General features: G+C 62.1%; 9 protein-coding genes and 1 pseudogene. 7 read left to right on the forward strand and 3 right to left on the reverse strand.

Annotated elements, in window-relative coordinates; genetic code table 11:
- The first annotated feature begins 52 nt into the window (after positions 1 to 52).
- Entirely contained in the window at positions 53 to 1,510 is a 1,458-nt protein-coding gene (locus tag BM374_RS20175) for an NAD-dependent succinate-semialdehyde dehydrogenase (protein ID WP_177248424.1), read from the forward strand.
- A gap of 117 nt (positions 1,511 to 1,627) precedes the next feature.
- Here BM374_RS20175 and BM374_RS20180 read toward each other — a convergent pair whose 3' ends face one another.
- Entirely contained in the window at positions 1,628 to 2,317 is a 690-nt protein-coding gene (locus BM374_RS20180) for a haloacid dehalogenase type II (RefSeq protein WP_092295378.1), read from the reverse strand.
- Between the two features lie 339 nt (positions 2,318 to 2,656).
- On the opposite strand from BM374_RS20180, the pseudogene BM374_RS20185 reads away from it, so the two are divergent.
- Positions 2,657 to 4,032, forward strand: a pseudogene (locus BM374_RS20185) (aspartate aminotransferase family protein).
- A 30-nt stretch (positions 4,033 to 4,062) separates the two neighbouring features.
- Here BM374_RS20185 and BM374_RS20190 read toward each other — a convergent pair.
- Positions 4,063 to 4,539 carry an Lrp/AsnC family transcriptional regulator gene (locus tag BM374_RS20190; RefSeq protein ID WP_092295381.1) on the reverse strand — a complete coding sequence of 159 codons (477 nt, stop codon included), beginning with the start codon at positions 4,537 to 4,539 and terminating at the stop codon, positions 4,063 to 4,065.
- A gap of 113 nt (positions 4,540 to 4,652) precedes the next feature.
- Positions 4,653 to 5,978, reverse strand: a complete 1,326-nt coding sequence (locus tag BM374_RS20195) for an NAD(P)/FAD-dependent oxidoreductase (protein WP_092295384.1) — start codon at positions 5,976 to 5,978, stop codon at positions 4,653 to 4,655.
- 653 nt (positions 5,979 to 6,631) lie between these two features.
- Between BM374_RS20195 and BM374_RS20200 the strand changes: the two genes are divergently transcribed.
- The 5 genes from BM374_RS20200 to BM374_RS20220 are packed head-to-tail and all read left to right on the forward strand — an operon-like array spanning position 6,632 to position 13,272.
- Positions 6,632 to 8,323: an ABC transporter ATP-binding protein gene (locus BM374_RS20200; protein ID WP_092295387.1), complete on the forward strand. Its 1,692-nt coding sequence runs from the start codon at positions 6,632 to 6,634 to the stop codon at positions 8,321 to 8,323.
- The gene (locus tag BM374_RS20205; protein WP_092295390.1) at positions 8,320 to 9,990 is read left to right on the forward strand and encodes a peptide ABC transporter substrate-binding protein; all 1,671 of its coding nucleotides are present in this window, start codon (positions 8,320 to 8,322) and stop codon (positions 9,988 to 9,990) included. The genes BM374_RS20200 and BM374_RS20205 overlap by 4 nt, the downstream gene beginning before the upstream one ends.
- Positions 9,991 to 10,045: 55 nt before the next feature.
- Positions 10,046 to 10,996, forward strand: coding sequence for an ABC transporter permease (locus BM374_RS20210; protein WP_092295393.1), 951 nt, complete (start codon positions 10,046 to 10,048; stop codon positions 10,994 to 10,996).
- Between the two features lie 38 nt (positions 10,997 to 11,034).
- Complete coding sequence (locus BM374_RS20215; protein WP_092295396.1) at positions 11,035 to 11,913, forward strand: ABC transporter permease; 879 nt, start codon at positions 11,035 to 11,037, stop codon at positions 11,911 to 11,913.
- Between the two features lie 48 nt (positions 11,914 to 11,961).
- Positions 11,962 to 13,272 carry an NAD(P)/FAD-dependent oxidoreductase gene (locus tag BM374_RS20220; protein ID WP_092295399.1) on the forward strand — a complete coding sequence of 437 codons (1,311 nt, stop codon included), beginning with the start codon at positions 11,962 to 11,964 and terminating at the stop codon, positions 13,270 to 13,272.
- Positions 13,273 to 13,294: the final 22 nt, after the last annotated feature.

Consider the following 13,294-nt stretch of genomic DNA (forward strand, 5'->3'; position numbering starts at 1 on the left):
ACGAGCTGAGGGTTGCACTGAGCGCACGAGGACAAGGACAAGGAGGAATCCCATGATTGCGTTGAAGGACAAGGATCTGTTTCGCCAGCAGGCGCTGATCTGCGGCAACTGGCGCGATGCGAGCACGAAAGCCACCGTTGATGTCATCGATCCTGCGAGCCAGAACGTGCTCGGCACCATTCCGGACATGGGACGAGACGAAACCAGGGCGGCGATCGCCGCCGCGGCGGCTGCGTTCAGGGATTGGAAGACGAAGGCCCATGCAGAACGCGCCTTGCTGCTGGAGCGCTGGTATGAACTGATGCGGCGCCACGAACAGGATCTGGCTCTTCTGCTGACGCTGGAGCAGGGCAAGCCGCTTGCTGAATCGCTCGGGGAGATCCGCTACGGGGCCTCCTTCGTCAAATGGTTCGCCGAGGAGGCGCGGCGGATCAATGGATCAACGATCCCTTCGCCCACGCTGGATCGCCGGATTCTGGTGCTGAAAGAGCCGGTCGGCGTCTGCGGCATCATCACGCCCTGGAATTTCCCGAACGCGATGATTACCCGCAAGGTGGCACCTGCGCTTGCCGCGGGCTGCACGGTCGTCATCAAGCCTTCTGAATTCACGCCGTTCTCGGCCCTCGCCATCGCTGTCCTGGCCGAGCGGGCGGGGATTCCGGCGGGCGTGATCAATATCGTGACCGGCATGCCGGCGGAGATCGGCCAGGAGCTGATGGCCAACGAAACCGTCCGCAAGATCTCCTTTACCGGATCGACGCGCGTCGGCGCGCTGCTGATGAAGGGCGCGGCCGACAACATCAAGCGGCTGAGCCTCGAGCTTGGCGGAAACGCGCCGTTCATCGTGTTTGACGATGCCGACATCGAGCGCGCTGTCGAAGGTGCGATTGTGTCAAAGTTCCGCAATGGCGGCCAGACCTGCGTCTGCTGCAACCGCATTCTCGTGCAATCGGGCGTCTACGATGCCTTTGCGGAGAAGCTCGCTCGCCGGGTCGCGAACATGAAGGTCGGCGCCGGCATCGAAGACGGGGTCGTAATCGGGCCGATGATCAATGGCGCGGCAATCGAGAAGATCAAGCGGCACGTTGCGGATGCCCTGGACAAGGGCGCGAAGATCGTCGCGGAGAGTAAAACGGTGCCGGAAGGCCGGCAATATGCCCGTCCGCTCGTGCTCGGTGGCGCGACGACCGAGATGCTGCTCGCTTCAGAAGAGACCTTCGGACCCGTCGCACCGCTCTTCCGCTTCGAGACGGAGGAGGAGGCGATAACGATCGCAAATGGTACGCCCTTCGGTCTCGCGGCGTATTTCTATACTGAAAGCCTGAAGCGTTCCTGGCGTGTTGCTGAAGCGCTGGAGTTCGGCATGGTCGGCCTGAACACCGGCCTGATCTCGACCGAGGTTGCGCCGTTCGGCGGCGTCAAACAGTCGGGCTTGGGACGCGAGGGATCTCAGCTCGGGATAGAAGAATATCTCGAGAGCAAGGCCCTCCATGTCGGCGGCCTGAACTGAGCGCCCATCGGATCTGTATCTGAAACAAGAAAAAGGGGCGGCTGAACCGCCCCTTTTTCTTGACCAGCGCAGATCTCCATCAATGAAGCGCTGCGAGAGATCCCGACAGAACTGCGCTCAGGCGTTTTTGCGAAGAGGCTGCAGGCCGACTGCGGCTGCCAGGCCGCCGATGTCTGAGACCTCGGTGTATTCATAGAAGGGATTCGCCGGCTCGTGACCGCGGTTCACCCATACCTTGCTCTTGATACCCAGATCGTAGGCGGTCATCAGATCGTAGCGGAACGAGGAGGAGACGTGGGTGATATCTTCCGGGCCGCAGCCCAGCTTGTCGAACATGTATTCGAAGCCTTTCATGTGCGGCTTGTAGGCGCCAGTCTCCTCGGCCGTGATGACCGTGTGGAAGGGAGCACCGAGCTTCTCCACGTTGGACATGATGAGGTTCTTCATGGAGTTGGACAAGATGACCAGCGGAATCTCCTTGGCAACCTTGGCCAGACCAGCCGGGACGTCGGCATGTGGACCCCACGTGTGGATCTCATCATTGACGCGCTGGGCATGCTCCGGCTCAAAGACCACACCATTGCGCTTGCAGGCGCGCTCCAGCGCGTTGTGAACCACCTCGAAGTACGGTTTCCAGGCGCCAAGAACCTCGTCCAGGCGATAGGCTGAAAAGTCCTTGATGAGCTTTGCCATCGCCTCGGCAGAAAGCTCCGAGCCATAGACACGGGTCGCGGCGCCCGCCATGTCGAAATTGGTCAGCGTGCCGTAGCAGTCGAAGGTGATGTATTTGGGTCTGAACGTCGCCATAGCTCCAATCCTTGCGATCTCGCACCGCTTTGCCGGTACGACACGCACCTTAGCGAGCAGCCGACGAGATAAAGCGCCGATGTCGCGGTGGTCGGGAGCAGATTGTGTCGTATCGCATCTGAGCCGTGGCAGAGAGTTGCGCGACGACGGCTCTCCTCGTTTAGCCTCGATGCCGTCGCCGCACCACGCCGCATAAGATGCCGCACTGGTGCCCAATCAAAGTCAAAACGCCTACCGTCCGCGTCCCGCCTGGAAGCAAGTGCTGTCTTCGGCAATTTATGTTTAGTCCGGACACAAGGGGCTGCTCGCACAAACATCGCGGCCGGTCTGGAGGACAATATGTTGAGCAACTCGCTGATTGAGCTCGATCGCGCGCATCTGATTCACCCGGTCTCATCGTATCGCAGCCACGAGGCGACGGGTGTCCGCGTGCTGAAGTCAGGCAAGGGCGCGACGCTGACCGATGCTGCGGGACGTCAATTGCTGGACGGCTTTGCGGGTCTGTGGTGTGTCAATGCCGGCTACGGACAGGACAGCATCGTTGAAGCGGCTTTGAGGCAGCTACGCGAACTGCCATATGCGACGGGCTATTTCGGGTTGGGCTCGGACCCGGCCATCCGGTTGGCCGCAAGGCTGGCCGAATTGGCGCCTGGCCATCTCAATCATGTGTATTTCACCTTGGGCGGCTCCGATGCCGTCGACAGCACGATCCGGTTCATCCGTTACTACTATCATGCCAAGGGTACGCCACAGAGGGATCAGTTCATTTCCGTCGGGTCTGGCTACCATGGATCGTCGACTGCAGGGGCCGGCTTGACTGCGTTGCCGGCCTTTCATGCGGGCTTCGGCGTACCATACAACTGGCAGCACAAGATCCCCTCGCACTATGCCTATCGCAATCCTGCTGGTCCCAATCCCCAGGCTATCATTGCGGCGTCGGTCGCTGCTCTGCGGGCCAAGATCGCCGAGCTCGGCGCCGAACGCGTCGCCGCCTTCTATGCCGAGCCGATACAGGGATCAGGGGGCGTCCTCGTTCCGCCGCGTCCTGGCTGAAGGCCATGCACGCTGTTTGCAAGGAGCACGATATCCTCTTCGTTGCCGACGAGGTCATCACCGGCTTCGGCCGTGTCGGTCCGCTCTTCGCCTGTGAAGAGGACGACGTTGTGCCTGACCTCATGACCACGGCCAAGGGGCTGACCTCGGGCTACGTGCCGATGGGGGCCGTTCTCATGTCCGACGGCGTCTACAACACGATTGCCGACCGCGCCGGCAAGGCGGCCGTCGGCCACGGCTACACCTATTCCGCTCATCCCGTCAGTGCAGCCGTCGGGCTCGCGTGCCTCGACCTTTACCAAAACGGTTTGCTGGAGAACGGCCGCAAGGCCGGGCACCGCCTGCTGCAAGGTCTTCGCGCGCTTGCCGATCATCCGCTCGTCGGCGACGTACGCGGTCGCGGCATGCTGGCTGCAATCGAGCTCGTGACTGACAAGGAGCTCAAGACGCCTCTGCCGGCGGAAGCCGACGCGGCGCGCCGCATCTTCGACCGCGCATGGGACAATGGTCTCGTGATCCGCGCCTTCGCGCAAGGCGTGCTGGGCTATGCGCCCCCGCTGTGCTGCACCGATGACGACATCGACGGCATTATTGAGCGGACAAAGACTACGCTGGACCAGACGCTCGAAGACAACGACGTCCGCGCGGCGATGAAGGGATGATCACCGCGCTGCCAGTCGGCGCCATTGTTCTCAGCTGTTGAAGATGCTTTCGAGCGGCAGATGGGATTTCACGATCGGGGACTTCAGCACGACGAAACTGAAGTACTTGTCGATACCGATATCCATCTCGACCAGGCGTTCCATGACGGCCTGATATTCGCTGATTCCCGCGGTGATGAACTTGACGAGATAATCGTATCCGCCCGAAACCAGGTGACATTCGACGACCGAATCGATCTTTTCGATCGTCGTGAGAAAGCGGGCGAAATCGATCTGCCGGTGGTTCTTCAGGGTGATCTCAGCGAAGACCGTCAGAGTTTGTCCCAGCTTGGCAACATCGATCTGGGCGGAATAGCCGGTGATGAAGCCCTCCGTCTGCAGCCTCTTGACGCGCATCAGGCACGGGCTCGGCGAAAGATTTATCAGCTCTGCGAGCTCGACGTTGGAAATCCGCCCGTTCTTCTGCAGTTCGCATAAAATCCTGATGTCGATCTTATCGAGCTTCATAACCATGCCATCAGATGGGGCCGACAACGGCGTCAAGGCTTCGAGTTTTCAGCGTCATATGCATCTTCATAACATCAACGAGCACCTTTTCCCAACGTGGGCAGACACCGGATCTAGAACTCGCTGACCTTGCCCCAGGCGCTTCCTTTCAGCCGCTCCGGCCTGTACGGGCGCGGATCGACGATTGGCGCACAACCGGTGATGATGTCGGCGATCATGTGCCCGGTGCCTGGCCCAATTCCGAAGCCGTGACCACTGAACCCCGCCGCAAGGATGAACCCTGGAATAGACTCAACTTCACCGATTGCGGGAATGCCGTCCGGCGTGCTGTCGATGTAGCCGGCCCAGGCGTTTGAGATGGTGAGGCCCCGGAGTTCCGGCAGCAACTCGCAGGCTCGTCGATGTGTCTGCCGGATCTGCCTCATGTCGGGACGAGGATTGAGCGTGCGGTTCAGCTCCATCGGGGTCACCTCGTCGAGCCTCCATTTCGCCAGGGATTCGTGGCCTTGCCGCATGCCCTCGAAGGCCCCAGGGCTGAGGCTTCGCCAGCGGCGGGCGAACATGGGGAGGAATTCGCGGCGGAACCTGACCTGCTGCGGGGTCGGATCTAGCCGCGCGCGCCCGCTGATGGCCAGCGTGTATCCACCATTGCCGCGTCGCGTGGCCGAAACGAGCCCTGCGTAAAGGGCGTCAGGCAGCCCGGCCGCGCCGGGGGCCAGGGCGAGAATCGAAGAGCGCACCGATGCCTGCGGGAAGCGAATTCCGAGCTGGTTGCAGAACGAAGATGCCCATGCGCCTCCTGCCATGACCGCCGTCTTGGTCCGGATCGTGCCCGCCTCGGTCACCACGCCGTTGACCCGGCCGGCACTGAGCTCGATGCCGCGCGCGGCGCAGAACTGGTGCACCGTGCCGCCCGCCGCCATGATCGCACGCGCGGCGATGGGCACGGCCTTTGAAGTATCGGCCGTCCCGTCTGTCGGCGAGAAGACGCCGCCCTTCCACTTGCGACCCGTCGCCTTGCCCTGACCGCTCGCCTCTTCCGAGTTCAACATATGCGTCGTGACGCCAACGGTCCTGGCGAAGTCGCGCCACTTGGCCCAGCCTGCCAGCTCATTCTCGTCGTTCGACAAATACAATAGGCCGCAGCGGCGAAAGCCCGTGTCTTCACCCGTTTCCTGGGCAACTCGCTCCCAGAGATCGAGGCTCTTGGTCGCAAGCGGCAGCTCGCGTGCGTCGCGGTTCTGCTGGCGGCACCATCCCCAGTTGCGGCTGGACTGCTCGGCGGCGACGCGGCCCTTCTCGAGCAACGCAACCCTGAGGCCGCGGCGCGCGAGATAGTAGCCTGTGAACACGCCGACGACGCCGCCGCCGACGATGACGACGTCCGCTTCACGAGGAAGGGATGGACTGGATTCAATGTGCAGGAGCGGCGCGCTCATCCGACAGGATCTCCGGTTGTCGCCATAGCGTAACCGAGAAATTGCGGCAGCCTCCGCGGACTTTCGTCGTGAGACCGAATATCCTGCGGTTTACTGCCTTAGAGGCAGGCCAAAATTGCAAAAATACCTTGCTTGCGTCGCAGCTTGCAGGCGGCGAGACTGATGCACGTACTCCTGCGATCCGTCGCGGGCCTTCCCTGGCAGGGGCCGCGGCAGGCTTGGCGGCGCAGATTGAAATGCCAAATCGGACTTCGTTTTCAGAAGTTCGTGCTGCCCGGATGCCGCCTTTCGGCGACTCCGCGGTGATCGAAATCATCAAGATCGGCAGAACGGATCGAAGGATCGAAGTTCATGGTGGCGACCCGCATGAGCCTTGTCCAGGTACAGATCTTGGCGGAAGCGATCGAGCTATGAGGTCGGCGCCATCCATGCCTTGCTTCGATCGAACTGACCTGTTCGGTCGGCGCCGCGCTCCGAAGAAGAGTTCTTGCCGCTTGCGCGGGGAGGCCTGAATCATGTCGCAGCCTCCGATGGGGGAATGGCACGTTGAGCGTCAAATCATTGACCTGTCGAAGAAGCGTGGCAAGGCAAAGAACCGAAGGCGCGGCCCGCAGCAGAATGGCCGAACGAAACTAAAAAGGGAGGATGTTCCGATGGCCTCTGGCAACCCGGCTGCAGCCCCCGCCGATGTCGCGCTCTCGGTGCGGGAGCTGAGCGTAAGTCTGCCGCAAGGAATGGAGCGGACCTACGCCATCGAGAACATCTCCTTTGATCTGAAGCGCGGACAAATTCTCTGCATCATCGGGGAATCTGGATCGGGCAAGTCGGTCACCGCCAATGCGATCATGGGGCTTCTGCCGAAGGTGATCAGGGTCACCTCGGGGGCGATCCACCTGAATGGGACGAACATCGTAGGCCTCGCGCCCGAGAAGCTCCGCAGCCTGCGCGGCCGGATCGTCTCGATGATCTTTCAGGATCCTCTCTCGGCGCTCAACCCGCTGATGACCGTGGGTGCGCAGATCGAGGAGGTGATGGCCGCGCACGACGTCGGCACGCCGGCCTCGCGTCGCAGCCGGGCCATAGACTTGTTGATTGAAGTGGGTCTGCCTGATCCGCAACTCATGTATCACCAATATCCCTTCCGGCTTTCGGGCGGGCAGCGGCAGCGGGTGATGATCGCCATGGCTCTGGCCCTCGAACCTGCGATCCTGATCGCGGACGAGCCGACCACCGCACTCGACGTGACGACCCAGGCGCAGATCCTGCAATTGATCCGCGACATTCAGCGCCGCAAGGGAATGAGCGTCATGTTCATCACCCATGATTTCGGCGTTGTGGCGGAGATTGCCGATTATGTGGTGGTCATGGAGAAGGGCCATTGCGTGGAACACGGCACCGCTGCGCAGGTCCTGAAGTCGCCCGGCCATCTCTACACGCGCCGCCTGATCGCGGCCGTGCCGCACCTGACCGGCAAGGACCGCGTTCCCTTGGAAGTGGCCGAGCGGGTGTCCATCCTCAAGGTCGAATCGCTCGCAAAGACCTATCGCAGCGGCAGCGCGCTGTTTGGCAAGCAGCGCATCGTCGCGGCGGTCAACGGCGTCACCTTCGAGCTCGCGTCCGGGCGCACGCTGGGCGTTGTCGGGGAAAGCGGCTCGGGCAAATCTTCGCTCGGCCGGCTCCTGATCAAGCTCATGGAGAGCGACGGCGGCTCGATTCTGTTCGAAGGCCGCGACATCGCCGGGCTTTCCGAAGCCGAGTTTCGGCCCTTGCGGCCGAAAATCCAGATGATCTTCCAGGATCCTTTTGCATCGCTCAATCCGCGCTCGACGGTCGGGCAAATCCTCACCGTCGGTCCGGTCGCGCATGGCATGACCTACGGTGAGGCTTGCGAGCGAGCGCGGGAGCTTTTGTCTCATGTCGGCCTGGATTCCGGAGCCTTTGGCCGCTATCCGCACGAGTTCTCCGGCGGCCAGCGCCAACGCATCGGCATCGCCCGGGCGCTGATGTTCAAGCCGAAATTGCTGATTGCCGACGAAGCGGTCTCTGCGCTCGACGTATCGATCCAGGCCCAGATCCTGAAGCTGCTGGACCAGATCCAGCGGGAGACCGGCGTCTCGATGATCTTCATCACGCACGACCTGCGCGTCGCAAGCCAGATCTGCGATGAAATCGCCGTCATGCATCGGGGACAGATCGTTGAACGCGGACCGCCGTCTCAGATCTTCCTCGATCCGAAATCCACCTACACGCGAGAACTGGTGGCAGCGATCCCGGGCGAGCAACCCGGAAGCATGCCCCAACACGTAGGCTACGGCGGACATTACTTCGGAGGAGAGACGTTATGATCAAGCGTTCTGCGACGACATCGAACTACTCGCGGCGGGATGCTCTGCGGATGGTGGCGATCGGCGGGGCTGCGGGCCTCATCGCGCCGAATCTATTGGGGAAGTCGGCCCTCGCGCGCACCTCGCCGGAAAAGCCGACCGGCCGCGTGGTCGTCGGGCTTGGACAGGAGCCGACCGTCTTCAATCCGCTGATGGTGCACATCGAAGTCGATGATGGCGTGCATTTCTCGGTTTTCGATGCGCTGTTCCGCATCGATCCTCAAGGCGTCATTCAGCCCAACCTTGCCGTGGAAGTGCCGGACCAGAAGAACGGCGGCATTACGGCGGACGGTCTCAACTGGCGTATTCGTCTGCGTGACGATGTGCGCTGGCACGACGGCACGCCGTTCAGCGCCGAGGACGTGAAGTTCACGCTCGAGCTGATCATGAATCCCAACTTCCGCAGCTGGCGCACGGCCGGTCATAGTCTCGTGCGCGACATCAAGGTGATCTCGCCCACGGAGATCTCGTGGCGCATGGAAGAGGCGTTTGCGCCCTATCTGTCGTTCCTGACCGAAACCTTCATCGTCCCCAAGCACATCCTCGCGAAGGAAGCCAATCCAAATACCGCCGCCTTCAATCAGGCGCCCGTCGGAACCGGTCCGTTCAAGTGGGGCGAGCGGGTCGCGGGCGATCATCTCGAGCTCGTGGCTAACGCTGACTATTTTGGAGAAGGCCCTCACATCGAGAAGCTGGTCTTCAAATACATTCCCGATCTCACCGTCCTCTACACCCAGTTCAAGAGCGGCGACATTGATCTCGTAGGTCAGCCTTACATCACGCCCGATCATTATGGGGAAGCCAAGACGCTGCCGAACCGCGTGGTGACGCTCGTCCCGAGGACCTCGTTCGAGTCCTTCTACCTGAACCTCGAGCGCCCGCAGTTCAAGGAGCTTGCCGTTCGCGAGGCGCTCTACGCGGCGATCGACAAGGAATCGATCATCCAGGGGCTCTACTACGGCGTGCCTTCCCCGACAGAGACGTTCATGCCGCGGCAGTCCTTCTTCTTCAATCCCAATCTGCCAATGCACCAATTTGACGTGAATCGCGCGGGCAAGATCCTTGATCAGGCCGGCTGGGCAAAGGGGGCGGACGGCATTCGTGCCAAGAACGGTGTTCGCCTGTCCTTTACCAATTCGACCACGTCGGGCGATCCCCTTCGCGAGCAGGTGCAGCAGTTCCTGCAGCAGACGTTTGCGCAGCTCGGCATCGAGATGAAGATATCGAATCTGCCCGCTGCCGTGATGTGGGGCGATTTTTGGGTGCAATCGCAGTTCGATTCCGTGATCGTCGGCAGCTCGTATCTGATTGGCGCCGATCCAGACGTCACCAATCGCCTGCACTCGCGCTCGATCGCTGCGAAGGGCGGCCGCGGCTCGAACAATGCTCAATATGCAAATCCGGAAGTCGATGCTCTGCTCGACAAGGGTGCGCGCACCTTTCATCCCGAAGCGCGGCGAGCGATCTATTTCCGCGTACAGGAACTCGTGCGCCGCGACCTGCCTTTCCTGCCGCTGTATCAGAGCAACTCGGTCGAAGGTCTCAAGAAGGGGATCAGCGGATTCGTGCCGAATGGCAATACCCGCACGGAGTCCTGGAACGCGCTTGCCTGGTATTGGGCGAGCTGATGTCCTGCCGGACGGACCGCGCCGGACGGCATTGTCACGCTAATGGAGGACGCGCATGTCCGCCTTCCTGCTGAATCGTCTCTTGCAGAGCATCGTGCTGCTGGTGATCGTCTCGATCATCGGTTTCACGGTCCTCAACCTGATGCCGGGCGGGCCCCTCGCGCAATTCGGTCTCGATCCCGGCATGACGCAGAAGGACGTCGAGCGCCTCGCAGCGCAGCTGGGCCTCAATCGGCCGCTGTGGATTCAGTATCTCGACTGGGCCTGGCGGCTGATCCAGGGCGATTGGGGGCACTCCTTCCGCGATGGCTCTGCGGTGCTGTCGGTGGTCGGTCATCATCTGCTGGCGACGCTGCTGCTGATGGGCACCTCCACCGCATTGGCGATCGCGGCCGGCACGTGGATCGGAATCCGCGGTGCCACCCACCGCTATTCTCTCTTCGACTACTGCGCGACGGTCGGCGCGATGGTGGCGCTGTCCGTTCCGACGTTCTGGTTCGGCCTGATCGGGATCTACATCTTCACCCTGAAGCTGGGCTGGGTGCCTGCAGGCAACATGTACACGATCGGCGACGGCTCGGTGCTGGACTATCTGCATCACCTGATCTTGCCGAGCCTGGTGCTGTCGCTCGTTCATGTCGCGATCTGGAGCCGTTACATGCGAACTGCAACGCTCGATGCGCTCAGCCAGGACTTCATCAAGACGGCCCGCGCCAAGGGCGTGAGCGAGCGCCGCATCTTGCTGAAACATGTCATCGGCAATGCGCTGTTGCCGATGATCACGCTGGCGGGGATGCAATTGCCCAGCATTCTCACCGGCGCGCTGGTCACGGAGACCGTGTTCACCTGGCCGGGCATGGGCCGGCTGTTTCTCGACAGCCTTGGCTACAGCGACTATCCGGTCGTGATGGGGCTGCTGATCTTCTCGGCCATCCTGGTCGTGTTGGGCAATCTGATCGCAGACATCGTGATCGCCACCGTCGATCCGCGCATTCGCCTGGCCTGAGCCTGCGGATTCACGCTAGACAAGAGGAGCCAGTAGACATGACCGCCATCGTCGCGCACTCAGCTCCGGCCCGCTGGTGGCACAGCCGTGCTGTTAATCGTTTCATGCGTCACCATCTGGCGCTCCTGGGAATCGCGATGATCACGCTGCTCGTGCTGGCGTGCGCCATCGGTCCCTATGCCTTGCCCTACGACTCGCTCCATATCGATCTGCGCGCCCGCTTTGCTCCGCCCCTGACAGGCCATCATTATCTGGGCACGGATCCCTTGGGGCGTGATCTCGCGGTGCGGCTGTTGATGGCCGGGCGGGTCTCGTTGGCGGTGGGATTCTCCGCGATGTTGCTGTCGACCTTGATCGGTACGCTCGTCGGCGTGACGGCCGGCTATCGCGGGGGCTGGGTCGGGGCGGCGCTGATGCGGACGGTGGATGGCTTCCTGTCCTATCCCTCGATCTTCCTCGTGCTGGCGTTGGCCGCAACGTTGCGGCCTAGCCCGGTGATGATCGCCGTGATCATCGCCGTCACGAGCTGGATGGAGACTGCGCGAATCGTCGAGGCCGAGGTCCGTTCGCTGCGCGAGCGCGAGTTCGTCCAGGCTGCGCGCATGGTCGGTCTCAGCAGGGCGCACATCATGTTCCGCGAGATACTGCCCAATGCCATGGGCCCGATCATCGTCGCCGCAAGCCTGGCGGTCGCCCGCGCAATCCTTCTGGAAGCCTATATCAGCTTTCTCGGCTACGGCATCCAGCCGCCGCTGCCGAGCTGGGGCAACATGCTCAATGGCGCCCAGCAATATCTGGCGAGCGCTCCGTGGCTCGCCATCATCCCCGGTGCCGCCATTACGATGGCGGTAACGAGCTTCAATTTCATCGGCGATGGCTTGCGAGATGCTCTCGACGTTCGAAACGATCACATCTGATCAGCTCGGGCTCGGCCGAGCACGACAGATATAAGAGAAGCAAACGCGATGCAGGCACCCAGAGTAGACGAGAAGACGACGCCGTATTGGTGGGAAGCCGCCCCGCTCAAGCCGCTGCCGCCGCAACCGCTGCCCAAAAAGCTCGACGTGCTGATTGTGGGTGCGGGCTACGCCGGACTTTCGGCTGGTCTGGTGCTCGCACGCGAGGGACGCTCGGTGGCGGCCTTCGATGCGATGGATCCGGGTGAGGGGGCTTCGACGCGCAACGGCGGAATCACCAGCGGAACGATACGTCCGGATTACGCGGCCCTTACGCGCCGGTTCGGCGAAGCGAAGGCGCTGGCGATCGAGGCGGAAGGCAAGACCGCGCGCGAGTTCCTGTACGATTTCATCAGGACGGAAGGGATCGCCTGCGACTTCCAGCGGGTGGGGCAGTTCAAGGGCGCCTTCGGCTATGAGCAATACGAGGCCATGGTGCGCACTGCGGAGAGGCTCGCAAAGAAACTTGGGATCGAGGCCTACGCAGTTCCCTATGCCGAGCAGCGCAAGTACATCGGCACCGATGTCTATCGCGGCGGTACGGTTCGGATGGACATCGGCGGACTGCATCCGGCGAAATTCCACGCCGAACTGCTGCGGGTCGCGCTCGCTTCCGGATTGACAGTCCACGCGCGGACGCCCGTGACCTCGATCGACAGAGATGGCTCCGATTTCCGCGTCGTCACCGCGGCCGGTCCGGTGCAGGCGCGTCAGGTGCTGGTGTGTACCAACGGTTACACAGAGGGCGCCGTGCCCTTCCTGCGCCGTCGGCTGGTCCCGGTTCGCAGCCGGATCATTGCGACGGAGGAGCTTGCGCCCGAAGTCATGGCGCGGCTGATGCCGAAACGCATGATGATCACGGAGAACCGGGAGGTCGGCTTCTACTATCGCCCCTCGCCTGATGGCAAACGCATCTTGCTCGGCGGTCGCGACAGCTCTCGGGTCGGCGACCCCGTCGCTCCGAAGCTGCTTCTGCGCAAGGGCCTGGTGAACCTGTTTCCCGAGCTGGAGGCCATTCGCCTCTCGCACAGCTGGTTCGGCAATGTGGCCATGAACCGCGACATGATTCCGCGCATCTTCGAGAAGGAAGGTGTCGTCTATGCCAGCGGCTTCTGCGGGTCGGGCGTGGTCTGGGCGCCATGGGTCGGTATGCATGCGGCCCACAAGCTCATGGGTCACGAGGAGCGGGCGCGCACCGCGTTCGACTTCAGGCCTCCGGCCTTCATCCCGTTCTATCGCGGCAATCCGTGGTTCATGCCTGCCTTCATTCAAGGCTACCGGATGCGCGACCGGATCGCGATGTGGCGCGCCAGCCGCTGACGGCAGATTGGTCGTCCCGTCG

It is taken from the genome of Bradyrhizobium sp. Ghvi (assembly GCF_900115265.1).
In the GTDB taxonomy this organism is placed as follows: domain Bacteria; phylum Pseudomonadota; class Alphaproteobacteria; order Rhizobiales; family Xanthobacteraceae; genus Bradyrhizobium.

Bases quoted from the DNA above. Each gene is read 5' to 3' on its own strand.
- BM374_RS20210 (WP_092295393.1), top strand. From the start codon at position 10,046: ATGTCCGCCTTCCTGCTGAATCGTCTCTTGCAGAGCATCGTGCTGCTG.
- BM374_RS20220 (WP_092295399.1), top strand. From the start codon at position 11,962: ATGCAGGCACCCAGAGTAGACGAGAAGACGACGCCGTATTGGTGGGAA.
- BM374_RS20205 (WP_092295390.1), top strand. From the start codon at position 8,320: ATGATCAAGCGTTCTGCGACGACATCGAACTACTCGCGGCGGGATGCT.
- BM374_RS20200 (WP_092295387.1), top strand. From the start codon at position 6,632: ATGGCCTCTGGCAACCCGGCTGCAGCCCCCGCCGATGTCGCGCTCTCG.
- BM374_RS20195 (WP_092295384.1), bottom strand. From the start codon at position 5,978: ATGAGCGCGCCGCTCCTGCACATTGAATCCAGTCCATCCCTTCCTCGT.
- BM374_RS20215 (WP_092295396.1), top strand. From the start codon at position 11,035: ATGACCGCCATCGTCGCGCACTCAGCTCCGGCCCGCTGGTGGCACAGC.
- BM374_RS20190 (WP_092295381.1), bottom strand. From the start codon at position 4,539: ATGAAGCTCGATAAGATCGACATCAGGATTTTATGCGAACTGCAGAAG.
- BM374_RS20175 (WP_177248424.1), top strand. From the start codon at position 53: ATGATTGCGTTGAAGGACAAGGATCTGTTTCGCCAGCAGGCGCTGATC.
- BM374_RS20180 (WP_092295378.1), bottom strand. From the start codon at position 2,317: ATGGCGACGTTCAGACCCAAATACATCACCTTCGACTGCTACGGCACG.